The organism is Gemmiger sp. (genome assembly GCF_057431175.1).
Map to the genome: position 1 here is coordinate 163951 of NZ_DBMDDV010000002.1, position 22976 is coordinate 186926.

Consider the following 22976-nt stretch of genomic DNA (forward strand, 5'->3'; position numbering starts at 1 on the left):
CAAATGGGCCGAATCCATGCGGATATTGCCGCAGACCACAATATTTAGTGTGATTTTTTTGAAATATCGCACTTCCTTGTTGCGAAAACGTCACAGGCTTAGTATAATAACATCATATATAGTCTGTTATTGTGTCTATCTGTCAGGATTTTTTAGATATGCAGGGAGCATCTATGCTGCATCAACGCAAAAACAAAAAGCGCACCGGCGGTTTTACGATGGTAGAGCTTATGGTCGTGCTGGCCATTATGGGCATATTGGCTGCGCTGGTGGGCGGCGGCCTTATCGCCTACACCCGCCTGGCCCGGTTTGAGAAAAACGAGGCCAACGCCCGCACGCTGTTCCAGGCGGCGCAAATCTCGCTGACCCGCATGGATACTGCGGGCGAGCTGGATGCGTTCTGCGCCGATGTTGAGGATCAGGGCAAGGCGGGCACGCACTTTACCGATGATGTTGTCATCACCGATGCCGCCGGGAATGAGGTGCGCCGCCGCACGGCCAGTGAGCTGAACAACGGCATCTACGCGCTGTACTACGATAAGACCGACGGCACGGGCCAGAACGAGCTGGTCCGGCGGCTGCTGGACGATTATATCTACGATGATTCGATGTTTAACGCCGCCATCTGCGTGGAGATCGACCGGGCCAGCGGGCAGGTGTACTCGGTGTTCTATGACACGAACTCCGACAAGCTGCGCTTTGCCGCGGACGGCGTGGCCGACGCAACCGATATCACCGACCGCAGCTATGACCACCGCCGCAATGACAGCCTGGTGGGTTACTACTCGGCCGAGGACCGCGTCAACGTGGTGGAATTGCAGCAGACGAAGCTGAAAGTCAAGAACCCGCGCCTGTCCAACGGCGAGACGTTGACCCTGAGCTGGGGCGGCAACTCCAACCTGGCCGACATGGACACTGTCTACACGGCAGTGGCTTACCAGGCCGAGAAAAACGGCCTGACCGGCTACAAAATTGCCGATGAATCGAAGCCGCTGTTCTCCATCGAGATCAAGCGCCCCAACACCGAACAGCAGGTGCTGGCGGAACTGGAAACCACCGTCTACACTTACAGCGCCGACGGCACAAGGACCGAGACCAAGCGCACCATGCGCTATCCGCTGAGCTACAACAAGGGCAACTTTGTCCTGACGCTGGACGCCATGGCCGATGCCTCGCTGCTGCGCGCCTGTGAGAAAGATACCAGCACCGCCGACAACGACCTGTACAGCATCACTCGCTTGCTGGCCGAGCCGGAGAATATCATCATCCGCTTGCAGGCTGCCCCGCGGGACGAGTATGCCGACAGCTACACCGCCAGCAAGAGCGAGGACTCCAACGCCGAGAACACGCTGTTTGCCATTGACGGCACCAAAACCGACGCAGAACTGAAATATTTCCGCCACCTTTACAATGTCCGCTGGGCCAAAAACTGGGGCGATGCGAAAGCCACCTACACCCTGAAAGGCCAGGGCATGGGCGCCAACGGCCTGAACTGGACCGGCGGCGGCGTCACCGTCTACACGGCGGCGGGTGTGGGCAAAAACCCCGAGGCCAAGGTCCCCGGTCAGACCGACCCGGTGGCCTGGCCCACCATCCCCGCGCTGGGGGAAAATATCACCCTGCAAAGCGAAACGACTGTGGCCGGCACGGCCCGCGTGCCGATTCTCAACTTGCAGCTGCGCGGCAATTCGGTCGCGGCAGTTGACAAGACGAATGAGAACCCGCTGGACCGCTATGTAGGCCTGGTGGGCGAGAACAATGGCACGATCTCCCACATTACGCTGCGCGACGCCGACGTGCAGGTCAACACCGAAATCAAGGCGCTGACCACCGGGCAGAACGTGCCCGAGGGCGGTATCCGCCTGACGAACACGACCTACTTAGCCGAACTGCCGGAAGGCGACACCGCCCGCCGCGACGGTGTGCGCGCCGTGGGTGCGCTGTGCGGCGTCAACACCGGCACACTGCAGGACTGCACGCTGCTCCACGGCACCAACAACGCCTACAAGGCGCAGGTGCTGGCCACGCTGCATTTTGACGACGATACGACCGAAAAGACTCGCATCCCTGACGCTGCGAACAAATACTACGAGCACGAGCCGCAGGGCATTGGCGGCCTCGTGGGCGTTGCCATACCCAAAAACGATGCAGGCACCAAGCTGGAAAACCTGACCGTGGGCGAGAACGTTACGGTGGCGGGCCTGCTGGTGGACGACGATACCACCGACACCACCGACGAACCCGGCGAAGCAGGGGAAAAGGCCCGCTATACCGCTGTGGCCGCCGACGCGGGCGACACGAAAACGGCCACCCGCTGGCGCAGTGTCGGCGTGGGCGGCGTGTTCGGCACGCTGGATGCAGGCAACCTGAAAACCGACGATAAAACGGTCATTGCCAACGCAGCCAATGTCACCGGCAGCGGCTTTGTGGGCGGCGTTGCGGGCAATCTGTACAGCACCGATACCGCTGCCGACGGCACGATAAAGACAATCGTAAACAGGCTCGCCAGCACCGGCACGGTCAGCGCGGGCGTGAACTATCAGGGCGACAACACTAAGACCGAGCACAGCCTGGTGCTGGGCCAGTTCTTCGGCGGCATTGCGGGCTACACCCAGGATGTCGTGCTGGCCAACTGCACCAGCACTGCCCACGGTACGATGACCGAGACCGACCTGCGCAGCCAGGTGGATGCAGGCTACGCCAGCGACGGCACGCTGAACGACAACAGCCCCCTCAAGGGCGATTTCGTCGGCGGCCTTGTGGGCTTTGGCAAAAATATCCTGCTGCAGAACAGCCGCACCGAGAAAGGCTATGTCCTGGGCAGCCGCTTTGTCGGCGGCCTGGCGGGCGGCTTCACCGGCAGCACGCTCCACGCAGACAGCGCCGCCAACACCAGTGATGTGTTCGGCAACCGCTATGTGGGCGGCATCGTGTCGGTCAACGGCAGCGGCAGCATCATCCAGACCAGCACCAACAGCGGCCTCGTTGCGGGCCTGGGCAAAAATGCAGCCTACGTCGGCGGCATCGTCGGTGTCAACGACGCCACCTGGGGCGCGGACGGCGCCGCCCAGGCCGAAGAAGCGCAACTTGTCAACTGCACCAACAGTATGTCCGGCGACAATGCCACCGACAGCCGCCGCATCCGCCTTTTGCAGGCATTGAGCACCCACGCGGGCATCACCGAGTATGCCAATTATGTGGGCGGCCTGGTGGGCTATAACGGCACCAGGGGCAGCGTGACCTGGGATCAGTACGCCACCCCGACGCTGGGCGCGATCTTGTACGGCGACACCTTCGTCGGCGGCCTGGCGGGCTACAACGATGGGAACGCTGCCATCATCAACACCAGCGGCAAGCCCCTGACTATCCGCGGCCAGATCGTGGCCGACGGTGACGCCGTGGGTGGCCTGATCGGCCTGAACACCGCACCCGTCCTGCCCACCGCCACCGTGGCGGCTACCCGCGTCGAGGGCGTCCACTTCGTCGGCGGCGTCATCGGCGCAAATATGCCGGTGGGCAGCTTCACCGTGCAGGACACCCTCGGCAAGGCGGGCGCACTGACCACCACGGTCACGGCGGGCCGTGTCCGTGCGGACGGCGTGGCGGGCGGCATCATCGGCTACAACCGCCTGCTGGCAGCCCTGCCGCAGAACGTGACCCATGCGGCCATGCTGCCCACCTTCAGCGACGATAATGTGCTGACCGACAGCACGGCCGTGACCAGCAGCGGCGCAGCGGTCTGCCTTGAAAACTTCACCAATACCTTCAACCTCGAGGCCAACGCCTACGTCGGCGGCATCCTTGGCTATAACGATGCAGCGACGAATCTGACCGTCCGCAATGCCGTCAACGGCAGCAGCAGCAACGCGCTGGCCGTCGGCGGTCTGAGCATGGGCACCGACGACACAGCTCACCGGCTGTACCAGGGCGTCAAGCTGCTGAGCCTGAACCAGAACTACGAGTTCGGCGAGACGCGCGGCTACCTGGCGGGCGGCATCATCGGCTTTGCCGCCAAAAATACCACGCTGGAAAACTGTACGAGCTACGGCAACATTGCCCACGCCTGCGCGGCGGGCGGCCTGACCGGCTGGAACGACGGCACGATCAGCGGCGGCATGACCTGCGCTTCGCTGGGCAGCCAGCAGGCGGGCTACCTGTACCTGGGCGGCATCGCGGGCGTCAACACCCGCAGCATCGCCAACGCGGCCCCGGATCAGGGCGTTGTGCTGCGCGGCAATCAGGTCATCGGCGGTATCGCGGGCATCAACATGAGCGGCGCGGCGGTCACGTATGACCAGGCCGCTACCCCCGCCGCGTCGGTGGTCGCTACCTACTGCGCGGGCGGTGTGGCAGGTGTCAACTGCGGCACCATCACGCTGGGCAGCACTACCCAGCTGAACTTCACCGTCACGGCCACGACCTACGCGGGCGGCATCGCGGGCAGCAACAACGCCCGGGGCAGCACGCGGGGCCTTATCACCGGCGGCGTGCCGATGGCCCAGGTCACGGCTGCGACCTACGCGGGCGGCGCTGCGGGCATCAACTATGCCGATATCCGCAATGTCAACAACCAGGCCCCGGTGCGTGCCAACGATACGCTGGCGGGCGGCATTGCGGGCCAGAACGCGGCGGGCGGCGTCATTAACGGCTGCCGGGATACGAACCGCGAAGTCTACGCCACCAACGGCGTGGCGGGCGGCATCGCGGGCACCAACGCGGCGGGTGCGGCCATCCGCAATGCGGAAATTACGGCGGGGGCCACCATCACCGCCGCCAACGGCGCGGCGGGCGGCTTTGCGTCGGAGAACAGCGGCCTGATCGAGAACGGCACGGTCCGCGGCGGTACCATCAACTTTACCGGCGGCACCATCGGCGCGGTGGCGACCTACAACCGCAAGGGCGGCATCATCCGCGGCACGGCGGTGGCGCAGGACGCCAAGGTGCACCTCAACGGCCCGGCCACCATCGTGGGCGGCATTGCGGGCCGCAATGAGCCGGGCGAGGGCACGACCGACGCGGCATGGATTGAAAACGCCGCCGTCAACGCGGGAGCACTGGACTTGAACGGCCTGACCGTCAACGCAAACCTCGTCACCCTGGGCGGCGCAGTGGGCAGCAACGCGGGCAAGGTCAAGGGCACCAACGTCACCCTCAGCGTGACCGAGGGCGACAAACTGGAACGATATCAGAATTTGGGCGGCGTCGCAGGCCAGAACGACGGTACCCTGGATACGTGTACCTATCAGGGCACGCTGGGCCTGGCCAGCGCCAAGGCTGACGGCGATTTTGCCTGGGGTGCGGCCAGCAGGGACGGCAACACCATCGGCGGCATTGCGGGTGTCAACAACGGCACGGTGCAGAGCTGCGCGGTCCCGGCCATCGTATTGCAGGCGCGCGGCTCCAACAACGTAAGCTCTTTGCAGACCGACGCGCAGAAGCTGGACAATGCCACCCACGTAGGCGGCATTGCGGGCCGCAACAACGGCACCATCAGCGCCAGCTATGTGGCGACCGACGCAAACGGCAAGAGCATCATTGCGGCGCGGTACGGCTTTGTGGGAGGCGTGGCAGGCTCCAACAGCGGCAGCATCACAAACAGCGGCAGCCAGCAGGCGCAGGCACTTGTCAGCAAGGTCAACAACGAGTGGCTCCCCCTGAACACCGACGACGCCAACACAGGCATCAACGCCATGGTGGCCGAACTGACAAAGACGGACGGTACTTACACCGGCTTTAAAGGTGTGGATACCGTGGGCGCTGATGATTACGGCTATGGCAGTGTGTACCTGACCGAGAACAAAGCGACCACCTCCGGCGGCCGGTGGGGGACGACGACCACCACCAAGGCGGGCCTGGCTGCCAACGACCTGACCGTCGTGCTGCGCGGCAATAATAATGTGGATAACAATGACAGCCAGCGCGGCAGCGGCTACCTGGGCGGCATCACCGGCTATAACTCGGTGGCGGGTGCAATCACCGACAGCGCTACCGGCCGCTGGTTTGTCTACGGCGATAACATCAGCAAGGCGTCCACCATCGGCGGCATTGTCGGCACCAATATTTCCAGCAAAGACCTGACCACGCTGGTCAACTGCGCGGCGGTGCGCCGGTATACACGGCTCAGCTCCAACAAAAACGATGATAACACGACAAATGAACATATTGGCGCTAAGGCCACGCGCATTGAGGTCCATGTCGGCGGCATCATCGGCCACCAGGGTAACGACCGCGACGACCTGTGGGCGCTGAGCAAGTGCGTCAACTACGGCACGGTCTACAACAGCCGTTCCAACAACATCGGCGGCATCGTCTCCTACTGGACGGACTATGGCGGCACGATCGAGTACAGCTTCAACTTCGGCGACCTGCTGACAAATATGAATGATAATTGGGACAGCTGCGGCACCATGGGCGGTATCGCGGGCTACTTTGATGCGCCTGTCAAGAATACCTCCGCCAATATCCTGCACTGCCAGAACCATGGCTCAATGAAGGGAACGAATAATAAAAGTGCGAACGATATCGGCGGTATCTTTGGCAAGGTGCAGATGGCAGATAAGACCGACCCCATGACCATCAATGTATACGACTGTGTCAATGGCAGTACGGTTGAAATCAAAGCACAGTCTATGGCGGTTGGTATTTTCGGTTATCTGGGGCCGTGGGATACGCGCGGCTCTACAATCGATAATGTTATCGTCAATATTGACCGCTGCCGCAACTATTGTACGAATATGAGCGCCAGCGCCGGCTACATAGTCGGCATCGTCGGCAGCCGTGGCGGCGGCGGCAGAAGTACGCAGCCTACGACGCTGAACAACTGCTTCTCGCTGGTAGGCGGTGATAACTGGCACCCGCTGGCCTATGACAGTCCCGTTGCTGCCGTAGAGAACATCAAGGGTTCAAATAACTATTATATTGACGCATATAGTAAGGATGGCAAGAGCGCTTGGAACGCGCAAGCCCGGAATGAACGCTGGTTGGGCCACACAAGTACCAATTTGACAAACTTTATATGGTCTGGTGCAGACAGCCGCTTTACGGAAAGCATGGAAACCAAAAACTGCGGCGGTCGTCGTTTGAACCTGGGCAAAGACACCACAGACAACAGCTATTTTGCCATGCTGGCGGTGCCAAACAATACGAATGATAACACAACGTATGACCTGTCCCGGGTTGTCTACAACACGGCTTATATCCATGTAGATGCAACGGATACATGGAAGCGTACAGTGAAAACAAAAGATGGCGATGTGTTGGGCAATATCCTGCTCCGTTTTACCGAGACAAACGACAGTATCAAGGGCTCAAGCGGCCAGAACATCCCCAGCAATGGCGATATTACCGATGAAGTCATCCAAAATTATTATAAGTATGTGTTGGAGGCCAATGAACCGAACCAGATCCCCGAATCCATCACGATCCAGCGCAGTGAGGAGACTAAGGACGGCACCGGTGCAGTGTATGGCCGCTATCTCGTAAGCTGGACCGCCCCGAAGCAGGACGCCGCCCACGGCCCGGCCATGTACTATAAGCTGGAAGTGTACAAGACCGACGCAAGCGGCATTGTGACCGATGCCACCCCCATACACACGGCCATGGTCTACGAGACGAAGTACACCTTTGATAACGACCCGGACCGCGACGGCTGGATCGGCAACTTTGTCGTGCGCATTACCCCCATGAACAGCAAGGGCGGCGGTACATCCCGCGATTCTGCGGTGCAGACCTTCGCCCAGACACTGCCCAAGCCGGAAATTGAAGTACGGCTCAAGCGTACCGGCACGGGCAACATATACTATCAGACAGTTGTGCTGACAAACTATGACGAATATGTCAGAATCGCCAATGACCAGTGGAAAGTTGATTTTAAGTATGTGGGCGGCAGCTCCGGCAGCTTTAGCAAAGGCAAGAGTGAGCAGACCATCACCAACGGCTTGGACAATATCAGAACCCTGACTGCTATTGCTAACCCGAGTACCAGCACAGCGCCGTTCATGCGGTCGGAACAGTTCAGCGAGCGTACCGCCATTGCCGGCCCCTTTACAAATCCGGATAGGAACAATGAGTGGAACACCGGCCTGGCGGCTAAGGGCAATGTGACCGTCACAGATCCGACTGTTACAGGAACGACGGTCAATGACCTGACTATCAGCCTGAATTTGTCCTATGCACCGTTTGTGCGGGATGATAACAAGATGCAGGAAGCCCAGCCCATCTACCGCGTCATGCTCGTCGGCAAATACGTCGGCGACAGTGAGACGACGGCCAGCGGCACAAGCCTGACAGGCCAGTATATCACGCTGGCCGCACAGCAGACCCGCGTTGGGGCTGCGGCCACCACCGTGACCTTCCGCAATCTGCCGAAGGAAGCCTTCACCAGCGACTACGAGGATTTGAAAATCGTCGCGGCTCCTGTCGAAAGCGGCATCGGCCCCTCGTACAGCCGTTGGGCAGCTACCGAGGAGGAAGTCACGGCGGCGATTGCCCAGCGAGGCACGAACCCGGTCGCCTACTATGACGGCCTGGAAATCGTGCGCAAGGCAGGCGGCGACGGCTACGAGTACGCCCATATGACCGCGCTGTACTTTGTAGGCAAGGCGTACAATACCAACGACAAAGACAAATCCTATAACGATGTCCTTGCCCCCAGTCAGGTCAAGACACTGCAGACCGGCGTAACCACCCTGCAAGCCCCGACGCTGGACGAGCAGTGGACGAAGGAAGAAGTGCGCGCCGCCAACAAGCTGTATTACACCTTTAGCTGGACCCAGACCACCGACGGCACGAAACCGGATACAACGGAGCAAAAGTACACCATCGAGCTGTACGGCGTGCAGGCCGACGGCAAGCAGGAGACCATCCGCCTGGCAAGCGGCGTGGATTTGGCTAAGAAAGTCACGTTTGACAGCACAACGGGCCGCTACACGCTGGAACTCTGCGTGGACGACGACCTGGCCGAGGGCAGCAAGAGCTGGAAGTACAATAACGTCATTCTCCATGTGGCCCGCGTGTCCGACACGAACGCGCAGATCGGCCTGGCGGACGAGCAGAGCTACGCCGTCAAGACCCGGTTGGATGCCCCCGACGCCCCCGGCGGATTTACCCGCCTGTATGACGAAAACAGCGCCGATGCACTGACATACAGCATCAACTGGCCTGCGGTCGTGGGTGCGGATCATTACACCCTGTACGCCCAGCGCCAGAACGCCGATACCACCTGGGAAACCGTGGAGACCTGGGAGAATATCACAGGCACCCAGACCGAAATCGACATGGAGCAGTACCAGGGCCAGAAACTGCGCTTCTACGTTATTGCCAACCGTGCGGCGGGTGACACCACCGGCTTTGACAGCCCGGATGGCGCACTTTGCGGTCCGCAGGCTGTGAAGTCCCGCGTGGCGGCCCCGACGGTGAGCAGTGCGGCCTTTGCCCCGGCTGCGCCCAGCCAAGCGCAGTTCCTGAATGGCGAAACGCTGCAAATGACAGTCAGCGGCAACACGGCCAGCAGCTACTTCTTTACCGGCTATCTGTTTAAAAATGTGGATGACTATAAGACGATTGCCGCGTTGGCAAATGACTGGCAAACTACCGCTGACTTGGGCAAGGATAAGGCAGACAAGCTGGCTGCATTGCAGACTGCGCTGAATGAAATGCTCAAAAACGGTGACGCCATCTGCATCATCCCCGAAAGTGACCGGCAGAGCGGCGGCGGCACGCCCGCCGGCGGCACGCCCGCCGGCGGCAGCGGCAACAGCGCGGCCTACAACCTGAGTAACGGCTTTACCATGAAGCCCGAGTATTCCCGCTACTACCTGCTGCCCGCCCTGCGCGCTATGGCAGAGACCGGCAGCGGCATGGAATCCTCCAACTGGTACTACTATGTGGGCGACTATATGGGCAAGCCGGAGGATATGCAGCTGCCCGCCATCAAGCTGGACGCCCCGCATGCAGGCCTGACCACGGTGGGGGTGGATTATACGGTCGATTTGTACGCCAGTGATGCCTACACGAGCACTACCGGCAAAACTGACGAAATAACGCTAAACCGCTTTGCGGTACAATGGCAAGCGGCCAACCGTTATCCGTCCACAGGCACGCCGGACGATGGCAGAGTCAGCAACCTGACCGACTATTATAAGTTCACGGTGACACCGGTGCATGGCACTGCCTACACGATTGAAATGTGGACCTATGATGCCGACAGCGAGGAAAAGAAGGACGATGGCACGCCGGAGCACCTGCGCGGCGAAATCAAGACGGTAAAGAAAACCGTCACGATTGACGGCAACAACTACGAAAAATACCTTGACCCGCAAATCGAAAAGGACGCCGACGGCAATGTGACCCGCACCTGGTACGACCTGAGCGTGATGCCTGTGTTCCAAAAGGACACGACGGATGTTGACCACTGGGAAAGCAAGCCGGAATGGCTCCGTGGCTGTGTAACGCAGGACGACAACGCGAAACCGTACTATCAGGTCAGCGTTGTGGCCGAGCTGGAGGGCGTGGAAAACGACAACGGCGAACCCGCTTACCGCGTATTGCTGCCCGATATGGCCAATGTGCTCACCAGCGGCGATGCCCTGCAAAAGTTTACCACCAGCATCCAGGTCGAGACGATGGCTCACTCCAAGGCCGACGGCAAGACCGTGGGCACGCCAGACGCCGAGGCTGTCACCATCGGCGACGAGACCCAGACCGTCGAGCTGATTGCAGAAGAGCCGACGCCCGACGAAAACACCGAAACCACACAACCGACCGAAACGCCCGCAGAGCCGCAAAACGCGCCCCAGCCCGTGGAGCTGACCGACAAGGCCGGGTAAACTACAACAAAGGAGGTGGCATCATGCGCCGAAAAGCACGCGATATCCTGCGGGGCCAGCAGGGCCTTTCGATGATTCTGGTGCTCTGCATCGGTGCCTTGTTTGTGGCCCTGTCTGCGGCACTGGTGTACGCGGCGTCCGTGTTGACGGCCAACGCTAACCGCCAGCTTTTGGAGCAGGAGGCCTACCAGCTGGCCACCAGTTTTTCCGACGTGCTGGAAGGGGAACTGAACACCCCCACAAGCTCCTTCGCCGCGTTCGTGAATGACAGCTTCATGACCTCCACGGCCTACGGCGGCGATATCTACGGCAGCCCCTCGCAGCCCTACTCCTACACATGGAAAGCTGCCGATGCCGACACGAGCGGTGCGGAGGAAATCACCGTCACGCTGCGCCGCCGCCCGGGCGAGGACGCTGAAAAGCTGAACCTGAGCGGCGTGGGCCAGTCCGTCAGCACCAAAAGCGGCTGGCGCGACCAACTGACCAGCTGGCAGAGCAACGACTATCTGCTGACCGATCTGCAGCTGGACGTGACCGTCACCGCCACCAAGGCGGGGGAGAGCTTCGCCTATACCGTGACCTATGACCGGCAGGTACACTACCCGGTGTCTGGCTACACATTTGACGATAGTACGACGGTTTACACATGGAGCGAGGGCACAAACTCCTTTGCCAGCCCCGGTTTGTCGAGTATCAATATTAAACCGGAGGACGCAGAGCGAATCATTGTGCCCCACTTTGACACCACCAACCCGGATAAGTCCACCATCCATTACACCCGCGGTGCCCGCCAGAGCACCAGCACAGCACAGGAGTGAGCCGCCATGAAACACAAATTGCAAAATCAGCGCGGCGAGACCATTGTCGAGGTTATCGTCTCCTTTATGCTGCTGTTGATGTTCACAGCTATGTTTGTGGTGTCGCTGCGGTACGCCCGGGCCATGTCCCAAAAGGCCGAGACGCTGCGGGAGACGGCCTACGCTTTCTGCGCCGGGCTGTACCCGCAGGAAAAACAGGCCCCCGCCTGGCAGACTGAAAAAACCGGGCAGAGCTTTACCTTCAGCGCGGGCGCGGGGGCCGGGGCGTTCACCGTGGACGGTGTGGAACTGGACCAGGTGGAGACCCAAGCCGAAGTGAGCGAGAACGGCGGCACGCCCACCACCGAGACGCACACCTTCCACCGTTACGCCAAGGAGGCAGGGGAGGCAACGCCATGAAGCAGCTGCAAAACAAGCGCGGCACCACGCTGGTGGAGCTGATCGTCTGTATGGTGCTGCTGTCCATCCTGACGCTGGCGGCGGTCACGCTGATACGCCCCAGCGCCCAGACCTACCGGGATATCCAGCTGCAGACCCGTGCGCAAAACCTGGCCGATGCCCTCATCGAGACGATACGCGGCGAGGTGCTGGACGCCAACGGCTATATCCGCTTTACAAACGGCGCGACGGACAGCGCAAACCTGGACAGCGTGTTTGACGCCCAGACCAGTTACAGCGACGGTACGGCGCTGGAATTCAGCGTCTACCCGAACCATGTGGAGCTGATCGACAAGGACCTTGTACCCGCACTGAAAAACAGCAAGGGCAAGGACTTGTTGACCCAGGCCCAGGCCGACGAACTGAAAGATTACCTGCATATGCGGTTTTACCAGCAGGAGCAGCGTGATTTCGCCCCCCTGCACAAGAAGGACGGCGAGAAGATCGCCTACGCCTACACCACCGCCTACCCGAAGGAATCCTACATGGGGCTGTACATCAGCGACCTGCACTTTTACGCCCGCAGCTGGGCACAGGAAAACGACACCGACACCCCGCGCATCACGGCGATGACGGTGGTCATCACAGTAGCCAAGCGGGACAGCAGCGGCAATGATGTCCCCCTGTGTACCCAAAAGGCCATTGTGCCGCTGCCCGGCGAACCGGTGATTTTGTATGCGCCCGGCACCTGGAATGGGAAGGCATCCTCAGAACGATAAGAGACTTTTTGCCATATTATAACAAAATGTGACAAACCACTGGACAAATGCCGGACGGCTTGTTATACTATGAAACATAGAGACGTGCAGCAGGTCGCTGCCAAAATAAGGAGGGGTACAGGATGGCAACCATTGAAATCAGAATGTTGGGCGATTTCGAGATTCGCGTCAACGGCAAACCGGTATTGGCGGTGCTGGGGCAGTCGCGTAAGACTACCGCGCTGGTGCAGTATCTGGTGCTGCAGCGGGGGGAGCGCGTAACCCATAAAGTCCTCACCGATACGCTGTGGGCGGGGGAACGGTCCAGCAACCCGGATATGGCGCTGCGTGCCATCCTGCACCGTTTCCGCAATATGATCGAGGCCGAGGGCCTGGATGAGCTGCGAAACTGCATCCTGACCAGCCGCGGCTGCTACCAGTGGAACCCCCACCTGGACTGCACCGTGGATGTGTTCCGGGTCGGCGACCTGTCCGAGCAGGCCCGCCGCGAGGAGGACCCCGAAAAACGCGCTAAACTGTATGAGCAGATCGTTGATCTGTACCGCGGCCGCCTGCTGCCCCAGTCTGCGTCCGAGCAGTGGGTCGAGGGCGTCAGCGTGCGGCTGCATGGCCAGTACCGCACCGCCATGTTGAGCCTGCTGGAGCTCTGCAAAAAGTGGGGCGAAAGCACCCGCATTATCTCGCTGTGCAACCACGCCCTGGAACTGGACCCCTACGAGGAGCGCCTGTATCTGGAAGAAATCGTCGCGCTGGAAGCCCTGGGCCGCCATAACGAAGCCCAGAAACTGGCCCGCCGCGGTACTGCCATGGGCTGCCTGCACCATGCTATTGAGCCGGGCCGCGCCGGTTCAGCTTACCGCCAGATGCGCCAGGCTGACCGCAATATGGAAGGCGAGGTCGCCAAGCTGGTGGCTGCTCTGCCCGACACCGAGAACGCCGGGGCCTGCATCTGCGATTTCGAGACGTTCAAAGAAGCCTATCGCGTGCAGCGCGGCGTGCAGGCCCGCTACGGCCTGCCGGTGTTCCTGGCAATCATGACGGTGGCCCCCGGCCAGGATGCCGAACCCGACGAGACCTCCACGATGGTGGACCAGTTGGGCGAGCTCATCCACACGAGCCTGCGCCAGTGCGATGTGGCCGCCCGCTATACCGAGACGCAGTATGTCATCATGCTGTGCGGCAGTGCCGCCGAGACCGGATCCAGCCCGCTGGAACGCATCAAGGCGTCGTTCTACCGCGTGCCCGCCCATGGCCGTTACCTGCTCAGCTACAGCTTGTACGTGCCCGAAGTCAAGCCCGACGGCGGCCGTGCCCGCCGCAAGCGCAGCAAAAAACAGTAAAATATTTCCGCCCAGCCGCAAAAAAGTTTCGCGGCTGGGCGGCTTTTTTTGATTTTTTACACCTTCCACAATCTTTTGCCTAAAATTTTTTACAAAAAATCCGAAAAAACTGTTTAAATTTCCATGATAATGTGGTAAAGTAGTATCAAACAGGCGGGAGTGTTCAAAAATCGCTCCGCCGCAAAGAATATCTACGCCGCAGGGCAGTTGGAAATGCCCCGGCGCGAAAAGAGGTTTGACGATCCATGGGCTACGCAAGCAAAGACATCCGCAACATTCTGGTGGCCGGCCACGCCGGCTGCGGCAAAACGACGCTGACCGAGGCGCTGCTGTACATGAGCGGCGCGACCGAGCGTATGGGCCGCGTCGAGGACGGCACCACCGCCAGCGACTTTGACCCCGAGGAGATCCGCCGCAAGGCATCGCTGAATTCCAGCGTCGTGCCGGTTGAGTTCGAGGGTGTCAAGTACAACCTGATCGACGCACCGGGTCTGTTTGACTTTGAGACCGGCGCTGCCGAGGGCATCATGGCTGCCGAGAGCGTGCTGATTTGTGTTTCCGGCCGTTCCGGTGTCACCGTCGGTGCCGAGAAAGCCTACCAGATGGCGCTGAAAAACAACAAGGCGCGGATGATTTTTGTCACCAAGACCGACTTAGAGAACGCCGACTACTTCAAGATTCTGGAGCAGATGAAAATTAAGTTCGGCCCCAGTGTCTGCCCCTGCGTTGTGCCGGTCCGTCTGGACGACGGCACTGTCGCCTACATCAACCTGTTCAGCCAGAAGGCCTTCAAGTACGAGGGCGGCAAGCAGATTCAGATCGACGTGCCTGATATCGGCCACCGCTTTGAGGGCCTGATCCAGGCCATGAGCGAGGCCATCGCCGAAACCGACGAGGCCCTGATGGAGAAATTCTTCGAGGGCGAGGCCTTCACCACCGAGGAGATCGTCCAGGGCATGGCCGCAGGCGTGCGCAGCGGGCAAATTACCCCTGTGTTCTGCGGCTCTGCCGTCAACGGCCAGGCACTGGATATGCTGATTTATAACATGAACGTGCTGCTGCCCGGCGCGGATACCGCCTCCGCTGTGGGTGAGGCGAACGGCGAACCGGTGGAGATCACCGCCGACCCCGCTGCCCCGCTGTGCGCCTACGTGTTCAAGACTGTGGCGGATCCCTTCGTCGGCAAGCTGAGCTTTATCAAGGTTCTGTCCGGCAAGCTGACCGCCACCAGCAACGCCATCAACGCCCGCACCGGCCAGCCGGAGCGCCTGGGCAAGACGCTGACTGTCTGCGGCAAAAAGCAGACCGACACCCCCGAGATCGCTGCCGGTGACATCGGTGCGGTCGCCAAGCTGGCTACCGCTAAGACCGGCGATACCCTCTGCGACCCGGCCCGCGTCGTCGCGCTGCCCGCGCCGGTCTACCCCATCAGCTGCTACCGCATGGCCGTCAAGGTCGCCAAGAAGGGCGACGAGGGCAAGGTCGGCGGTGCGCTGACCCGCCTCATCGAGGAGGACCCGTCTATCAAATTTGAGGTCGATCCCGAGACGAAGCAGCAGATCATCAGCGGCCTGGGCACCCAGCATCTGGAAGTGGCCCTTGCCAAGCTGAAGAATAAGTTCGGCGTGGAGATCACGCTGGAGACCCCGCGCGTGCCTTACCGTGAGTCTATCCGCAAGAGCTGCAAGGCCCAGGGCCGCCACAAGAAACAGACCGGCGGCCACGGCCAGTTCGGCGACGTCTGGATCCAGTTCGAGCCTGTGCAGGGCGAGGCCATTGAGTTTGCCGAGAACGTGTTCGGCGGCAGCGTGCCGAAGAACTTCTTCCCCGCTGTTGAAAAGGGCGTGCGCCAGGCGGCCGAGCACGGTGTGCTGGCCGGTTATCCGATGGTCGGCATGAAGGCCACCCTGCTGGACGGCAGCTATCACCCGGTCGATTCCAGCGAAATGGCGTTCATCATGGCCGCTAAGCTGGCCTACAAGGCTGCTATCCCCGAGGCCGGCCCTGTCCTGCTGGAGCCCATCGGCACACTGAAAGCTCATGTCCCGGCGGACAACACCGGCGATATCATGGGCGAAGTCACGAAGCGCCGCGGCCGCGTGCTGGGCATGAACCCCGATGACGACGGCCTGCAGGTCGTTGAGGCGGAAGTGCCCATGGCCGAGATGCAGGATTTCACCACCTTCCTGCGTCAGCTGACCCAGGGCCGCGGGTACTACACGTTCGAGTTCGTGCGGTACGAGACCCTGCCCCAGATGCTCGAGAGCAAAGTCATCGAGAAGGCCAAGGCGCTGGGCAACTTTGCAGATGAGGATTAAAGCGTAAAAAATAAGCACCTGCTGACCGGTATGCGTGTGACCGGTCAGCAGGTGTTTTGTTGTATGGCGTTGTAGGGGGCGGCGTCCTCGACGCCCCGTGGGCAAAGCCTGAATCTCCCTGTCAGGTAATCTTCAGCGCCCGCTGCACCCGATACACAATATATCGGAACAGCCCGACGATCAGACTGCCCTCCACCCAAAAATAGTTGGGCAGGTTGCGCCAGCGGAACTTCGGCTTCTGTATCTTCGGCAGGGCGACCCAGGCTTCGTGAAAACCCTTGGCGTAGTCATTGCCGAACCCGCGCAGCCGGAACATCAAAACTTTCAGCAGATACCCCAGCAGCATCGGGATAAAGTTGATGACCAGCATCAAAAGCGGCTGGTTTTTGTAGGGCAGCAAAATACTGTTGCGCCCGCTCTGGATGCTCTTGAACGGATTGTACCGCACCGCACCGGTCGTCGCGCCGCAGATGTGGCGGCACTTGGCCGTGGGGCAGTAGACGTTCTTGTAGCCCAGGCTGTTCGCGCGCCAGCTCAGGTCAACATCCTCATAGTAGGCAAAAAACAGTTCGTCAAATACGCCGATTTCGTCCAAAATCGATTTGCGGTAGAGCGCCGCACCGCCGCAGGCGCTGAAAATGCGGCAGGGCTTGGTGTAGCGGCTGGCTTTCAGGCCGTCGCCGCGCTTGCAGGCAAAACCTAAAATTGTCACATAATCGCCCGCGTCGTCAGCCAGCTCCGGCTCATAAAAGCGCAGCATCAGGCTGCTGACGGCAAAAATCTTCGGGTCGGCGTCAGCGGTCCTGATAAGCTCCGCCAGCCAGTCCGGCTCGGCAAAGGCGTCGTTGTTGAACAGCACCGCGTACTCGCCCTTGGCAATCGCAATGCCCTGGTTGACTGCGTGGGAAAATCCGGTGTTCTCGGCGTTCTCAATCAGTGTGTAGCGGTCACGGCCGCGGTAGCTGCGGGCAATTTCCAGGCTCTCGTCTTTAGAGCCGTTGTCAATGACGATCAGCTCAAAGTCCTGCTCGGTCTGTGCCCAGACCGACTCGATGGAATCCCGCAGCCAGCCCGCGCCGTTCAGATTCGGGATGATAACAGATGCTTTCATGGCGTCTCCTCAGCGGTAGTAAGGGGTGGCGTAGTAGTAGGCCAGCTGGCTGTGCACCACGGCGCTGAACACCAGCGCGGCCACCAGCACCAGCAGCGCCGCGGCTGCCGCCACGACCAGCGTGCGGACGACCTGCGCCCGGGCCAGCCGCTTGCGGGCCTCGTTGTGGGTGCCGCCAAAGCTCCACACCAGCGCCAGGATGAACCCCACGACCGGGATGGCAAACAAAATCATCGTGCCGGTGGTCGCGCCCTGGCTCATGGCTTCTGCCATCGGCTCGGCCTCGCGGTCGTCGGGCGCGCCATACAGCGGCGCGGCGGGACCGGGCTGGGCGGCGGGGCGTACCGCCAGCGGGGCCGGGGCACCGCACTGGGGGCAGCGGTCAGCGTCGTGCGGCAGCAGCAGGCCGCAGTTTTTGCAGTAACGTAACATCTTTACCTCGTTATTCGGCCAGCGTCAGATTGCGGTCCAGCTGGGTGTTCAGGATGATCTGCGTGTTGGTGGAACCCATCTTCTGCATCTTGGTCAGCAGGTGTTCCAGTGCGTCAATGTCGGTGCAGCTGACCTTTATGATAAAGTTGTAGCTGCCGGTCACGCGGAAGCATTGCAGCACCTGGGATTCCTGCTCGATCATCGCCAGAAAGCTGGCGCGGGTCGCGGCGTCCACCAGCACCGAGATCAGCGCCTCGACCCGGGCGGGGGCGTCTGGGTGGCGCAGCACCACGGTGTACCCGCCGATGATGCCCTCCTGTTCCAGCCGGTGGATGCGGCTGGAAACAGCCGGGCTGGTCAGATTGACCTGCTGGGCAATGTCTTTGACTGGCATACGTGCATTTTCCGCCAGCAGCTGTATAATTTTGTGGTCGAGATCATCCATGAGTTGACTCCTTGTTTTTCTTTTGTATAATGCGCACAAAAAAATAAAGTGAAGTATACAGTCATTGTTATCTTTAACAAAATTGAAAAAGTATGCTTTTTTCTGCGCCTGCTAAATAAAATTAAGCTATCGTGGTTTTATTATAATCTTTTGAAAACCAAAATGCAAGTATGACATTTGACATTTTAAGAAAACTTGCTATAATAATATTTGTAATCAACCAAGACATTCACTGACCTTTATATACTTTCCCACCCCTCTATGCACAAAGGCCCGCAGGTATCCCCTGCGGGCCTTTGTGTTTGTACAGATAGGACAGATGCGGGCAATGTGTGCAAAATATGGAGCAAACTAAAGCCTTCCCCTCGGGGGAAGGTGACCCAAAGGGCTGAATGAGGGGCGCGTGTACCGCTATTGCCCGCAAATGGGTTGCTGCTGGAGGTTTGCCCCTCCTCAGTCCGCTTCGCGGGCAGCTTCAGTCTCCGCGCTAAGAGCCGCCTTCGGCGGTTACGCTCCGACACGCGCCTGCGGGCGCAGCCCCTCGGAGGGAAGCCTTTGCAAAATTTACAATTTAAACTCCACCGCATTTGACGCAGCACCGTTCTCTATGCTATAATAAAAATTCCGACGTCACTCGTCATTTTTTACGGAGGAATCACCTATGCTTATCCCTGTACTGCTGTTTATCGTCGGTCTGCTGTTCCTTATTAAAGGCGGTGACTGGTTTGTTGACGGTGCTTCTGCGCTGGCCCGGCGGTTCCACCTGCCGGAACTGCTCATCGGTGCGACCGTCGTTTCCATCGGTACGACTTTGCCGGAGGTCATGGTCTCCACCATGTCCGCGCTGTCCGGCCATGGCGAGATCGCCTACGGCAACGCCATCGGCTCGGTCATCTGCAACGCGGCGCTCATTGCGGCTATCACCATCGCCGTGCGCCCCGGCAAGGTCGATCCCAAAACGCTGAAAACCCCGGTCGCCTTCTTCTTTGCGGCGGCGGCCATCTACTGCATTGCGGCGTATGTTTTCGGCAAGTTCACCCGCGTCATGGGCTTTATCATGCTGGCTATGTTCGTGGCCTACATGGTCGTCAACGTGCTGCAGATGAAAAACGCCCCCGCCGTTGACGCTGAGACGTCCGAAGAAGAGGAAATGTCCCTGGCCAGGACGCTGATCCTGCTGGTGCTGGGCGCGGTGCTGATCGCCGTGGGCGCAAACCTGCTGGTGGACAACGGTACCCTGATTGCCCAGGCCCTCGGTGTGCCGGAGAGCGTCATTGCACTGACCTTTGTCGCGCTGGGTACCTCCCTGCCGGAGCTGGTCACGGCCATCACCTCGCTGGCCAAGGGCCACAGCGACCTGTCGCTGGGCAACGTCGTCGGCGCAAACGTGTTCAACCTTGTGCTGGTCAGCGGCGTGTCCGTCTCGCTGGCACCCTTCACCATCCCGCAGAACTCCACGCTGTTCGGCATCAATTCCAGCCTTGTGTTGGAACTGCCGGTCATGCTGGCCGTCATGCTGATTCTGACCGTGCCCGCCCTCGTCAAGGGCAAGCTAAACCGCGGCCAGGGTATCCTGTTGCTGGCCATCTACGCCGCCTTTTGCGTAGTGCAGTTTACGCTGTAATATAGTAGAAGGTAGTTCCCTATGAACCTGCAAGAACTTTCCGCCGCCATCAACACGCTGGGGGCGTTCTGCGGCCCGCGGGGTAAAAACTTCCTGGCCCATGTGGAGGTCCCTGCCGAGGTGCAGGCGGCCTTTGCCCAGCTGCAAACCGTCTACGGCACCGACACCCGCGCCGCTAACCCGGCCTACGCCACAAAATAAATTTTGCCCAAAATGAAACGCCCTGCCGCGGTACACACGGCAGGACGTTTGGTTTTTCCGGCACACGGCGTGCCGGGGGTCATATTTGCTTGTGCTTGCGGCGCAGTACCATTGCGGCCCGTTGCCGAAGCATAAAGGCCCGCGGCCCGGCATACATTGGTGCGAGGTGGTGTGTATGCTGGGCATTTTGGGTTTGTTTTTGCGCGCGGCGGCGGGGCATATTTTGTACCTGGCACTGCATCTGGAAAGTGGGTCCTTCCCGCGGCCCTTGTCCCCGGATCAGGAACGTGCGGCCTTTGCGCAGCTGCGCGGCGGCGGGGCCGGGGCTGCCCGCGCCCGGGATCTGCTGATCCGCCACAACCTGCGCTTGGTGGCGCATATCTGCAAAAAATACTACGCGGGCACAGCTGCCCAGGACGATTTGATCTCGATCGGCACCATCGGCCTAATTAAGGCGGTGGACACCTTTGACCCGGACAAAGGCAAGCGCTTTTCCAGCTATGCGAGCCGGTGCATTGAAAACGAACTCCGTATGGAGCTGCGGAGGGTGCGCAAGGCAGGGGTGCAGGTCAGCTTGCAGGAGCCGCTGGAGGCTGGCGGGCAGCTGACGCTGGCCGACACCCTGCCCGATGACGCCGAGATGGAAGCCGACTGCGAGCAGCGGGCCGACGCTGCCCGGCTGCGCGGGCTGGTGGACGCCCTGCCGCCCCGGGAACGGGCGGTCATGCAGATGCGGTACGGCTTTGGGGGCGGGCCGCGCACCCAGCAGCAGACGGCGCAAGCGCTGGGCATCAGCCGCAGCTATGTATAGCGCCGCCACTAATGTAAACGATGCCCGGAGAGCCGAAAGGCTCCCCGGGCATACAGAAACGGAGGTCACCCCCATGGGAAAATACCAAAAGAACATCGAAGCTGCCCGCCGAATTACCGTGATGCAGTATTTGGAAACCTATCACCCCGGCGAACTTGTGCGCAAAACGGATCGCGAGTACCTTTTAAAAGATATATATAAACATGAATTTCTGAACTGGATGGAGCTTGCGCACGAGCCATGACTCAAATCCATGATCGCAGATATAGTGAGTATCTTCGCAACGAAGATCGCAATGATATCTGGGCGTATGGAATCGCATTCTTTAAGAAACGGTGTAAGGTTGTTGCCGAAAAATTGAAGTAAAGCTGACCACCGGAGTCTTGCCAACTGTGTGCATCTGAACTGAAATAAAACATTTTTTCTGCCAAGAGTGTCCGGCTCTTGGTAGATTTTTTCACGCGCAGATTGATTATTTTATGAGCGAGTTTATCCCCGCACCTCTTGCAAAACTGAAAGAAGCGCGGTATAATATGACCAAATGAACTAAAACGGTCATATTTAAGGAGGCGCGAGCTTGGCTTTTACCGATTACGAGACCGAGCAGCTCCGCAAGGCGTTGCTGAAGGAAACAAGACATTGCGCTGTTACACTGGGGATGAAGAAAACCTCCGTGGATCAGCTGACGAAGGCGGTCGGCATTGCGAAGGGCTCGTTCTATAAATTCTTCGAATCCAAGGAAATGCTTTTCTTCGCGGTTTTGGAGAACATTCACTCTGAGCTTTACAGAGTGGCTGACTATGCACTGAGCGAAGCTGACAGCTTACCGCCGCCGGAGCGCGCGGCAAAGGCGGTTCTTGCCGTTTGCCAGCGACTGTCTGATACCGGCGACATGGTTTTCATTGAAAACGATGCAAAGCTGCTTTTGCAGAGACTGCCGGAGGATGTCAAAAACGTGCATTACCACGATGACGAGACGCACATCCGCCAGCTTTTGGAGAAATATGACCTTGTGCCGAATCGCGGCATCTCTTTAGCTGCCGCCACGGTGCGGGGACTGATCTTGACTGTTTCCCACAAGGAGCAGATTGGAGAACTGTACCCGCAGGTGCTGGAAACGTTAGTGTACGGCGCTTGCAGGGAGTTGTTTAAATAAGCGGAAGGCCGCAGAGATGCGGCTTTTCTGAGATACAGTAGTTAGTACCATCTAACTGTGTGGTTGTACGTATCGGCTAGGCAAGCCTAACATTGAAAGGAATGATAGCGATGCAGGAACACAAGAACTTCTGGGACAAAAATGCCGGTCGATACGACCGCTTTATGCGAAAGGATCGGGCAGCGTATGAGGAGATGTATGCGCTGATCTGGCCGGTGGTGAAAGCCAAAACGGTGCTGGAGCTGGCCACCGGTACGGGGTTGATTGCTAAAAACATCGTAAACGCGGCGGCGCATATCGAGGCGACGGACGCCTCCGTGGAGATGATCGCCGAGGCAAAGCGGGATAATCAATCTGCCAAGCTGTACTTTTCGGTGCAGGATATGTTCCGCCTGCCCTATGCGGACGAGTCCTTCGAGGTGGTGATCGTGTCCAACGCGCTGCACATCGTACCGCAGCCGGAGAAAGCCCTCGCCGAGATTCATCGGGTGCTGAAGGACGATGGCGTGCTCATCGCGCCAACCTTCACCCACGCAGAAAACTCCTTTTTCGGAAATAGTAAGGCTTTTTTCCTGAAGCTGGCGGGCTTTCCCCTATACAGCAAGTGGACGAGCGAGGAATACTTGCGCTTCCTGAGGCAAAACGGCTGGGCGGTGCGGAAAAGCGTTGTTCTGAAAGCCTCATTCCCGCTGACCTATGCCGAGTGTGAGAAAACGGAGGTGTGATATGTCATTCTT

General features: G+C 59.6%; 15 protein-coding genes. 12 read left to right on the plus strand and 3 right to left on the minus strand.

The window, feature by feature from the left end; all coding sequences use genetic code 11:
• Window positions 1-173: 173 nt before the first annotated feature.
• The 6 genes from ACZO0A_RS01895 to ACZO0A_RS01920 all read left to right on the plus strand — a co-directional run bounded on the left by ACZO0A_RS01895 (window position 174) and on the right by ACZO0A_RS01920 (window position 16459).
• A complete protein-coding gene (locus ACZO0A_RS01895) occupies window positions 174-10826 on the plus strand; it encodes a prepilin-type N-terminal cleavage/methylation domain-containing protein (RefSeq protein WP_486845979.1) in 10653 nt (3550 codons plus the stop codon).
• A gap of 23 nt (window positions 10827-10849) precedes the next feature.
• Window positions 10850-11644: a hypothetical protein gene (locus ACZO0A_RS01900; protein WP_302375841.1), complete on the plus strand. Its 795-nt coding sequence runs from the start codon at window positions 10850-10852 to the stop codon at window positions 11642-11644.
• A gap of 6 nt (window positions 11645-11650) precedes the next feature.
• A complete protein-coding gene (locus ACZO0A_RS01905) occupies window positions 11651-12043 on the plus strand; it encodes a hypothetical protein (RefSeq protein ID WP_291210981.1) in 393 nt (130 codons plus the stop codon).
• Window positions 12040-12801, plus strand: a complete 762-nt coding sequence (locus ACZO0A_RS01910) for a type IV pilus modification PilV family protein (RefSeq protein WP_302375842.1) — start codon at window positions 12040-12042, stop codon at window positions 12799-12801. Before ACZO0A_RS01905 ends, ACZO0A_RS01910 begins: the two co-directional genes overlap by 4 nt.
• 122 nt (window positions 12802-12923) lie before the next feature.
• Window positions 12924-14141, plus strand: a complete 1218-nt coding sequence (locus ACZO0A_RS01915) for an AfsR/SARP family transcriptional regulator (protein ID WP_215690779.1) — start codon at window positions 12924-12926, stop codon at window positions 14139-14141.
• 245 nt (window positions 14142-14386) lie between these two features.
• On the plus strand, window positions 14387-16459 hold the full coding sequence (locus ACZO0A_RS01920) for an elongation factor G (RefSeq protein WP_215690782.1): 2073 nt from the start codon (window positions 14387-14389) through the stop codon (window positions 16457-16459).
• A 121-nt stretch (window positions 16460-16580) separates the two neighbouring features.
• Here ACZO0A_RS01920 and ACZO0A_RS01925 read toward each other — a convergent pair whose 3' ends face one another.
• Genes ACZO0A_RS01925 through ACZO0A_RS01935 form a run of 3 tightly spaced genes read right to left on the minus strand, consistent with a single transcriptional unit; the run spans window position 16581 to window position 18447 of the window.
• A complete protein-coding gene (locus tag ACZO0A_RS01925) occupies window positions 16581-17570 on the minus strand; it encodes a glycosyltransferase family 2 protein (RefSeq protein WP_291210973.1) in 990 nt (329 codons plus the stop codon).
• Window positions 17571-17579: 9 nt separating this feature from the next.
• The gene (locus ACZO0A_RS01930; protein ID WP_302375844.1) at window positions 17580-18002 is read right to left on the minus strand and encodes a zinc ribbon domain-containing protein; all 423 of its coding nucleotides are present in this window, start codon (window positions 18000-18002) and stop codon (window positions 17580-17582) included.
• Window positions 18003-18012: 10 nt separating this feature from the next.
• On the minus strand, window positions 18013-18447 hold the full coding sequence (locus ACZO0A_RS01935; RefSeq protein WP_215690790.1) for an Lrp/AsnC family transcriptional regulator: 435 nt from the start codon (window positions 18445-18447) through the stop codon (window positions 18013-18015).
• Window positions 18448-19108: 661 nt separating this feature from the next.
• On the opposite strand from ACZO0A_RS01935, the gene ACZO0A_RS01940 reads away from it, so the two are divergent.
• From ACZO0A_RS01940 to ACZO0A_RS01965, 6 genes are all read left to right on the plus strand, one after another.
• Complete coding sequence (locus ACZO0A_RS01940) at window positions 19109-20071, plus strand: calcium/sodium antiporter (protein ID WP_302375845.1); 963 nt, start codon at window positions 19109-19111, stop codon at window positions 20069-20071.
• 21 nt (window positions 20072-20092) lie between these two features.
• On the plus strand, window positions 20093-20272 hold the full coding sequence (locus tag ACZO0A_RS01945) for a hypothetical protein (protein ID WP_294779821.1): 180 nt from the start codon (window positions 20093-20095) through the stop codon (window positions 20270-20272).
• A 175-nt stretch (window positions 20273-20447) separates the two neighbouring features.
• The gene (locus tag ACZO0A_RS01950) at window positions 20448-21083 is read left to right on the plus strand and encodes a sigma-70 family RNA polymerase sigma factor (protein ID WP_302375846.1); all 636 of its coding nucleotides are present in this window, start codon (window positions 20448-20450) and stop codon (window positions 21081-21083) included.
• 73 nt (window positions 21084-21156) lie between these two features.
• The gene (locus ACZO0A_RS01955; RefSeq protein ID WP_302375847.1) at window positions 21157-21327 is read left to right on the plus strand and encodes a hypothetical protein; all 171 of its coding nucleotides are present in this window, start codon (window positions 21157-21159) and stop codon (window positions 21325-21327) included.
• Window positions 21328-21660: 333 nt separating this feature from the next.
• On the plus strand, window positions 21661-22239 hold the full coding sequence (locus ACZO0A_RS01960; protein WP_302375848.1) for a TetR/AcrR family transcriptional regulator: 579 nt from the start codon (window positions 21661-21663) through the stop codon (window positions 22237-22239).
• Window positions 22240-22349: 110 nt separating this feature from the next.
• On the plus strand, window positions 22350-22964 hold the full coding sequence (locus ACZO0A_RS01965) for a class I SAM-dependent methyltransferase (protein ID WP_486845983.1): 615 nt from the start codon (window positions 22350-22352) through the stop codon (window positions 22962-22964).
• Window positions 22965-22976: the final 12 nt, after the last annotated feature.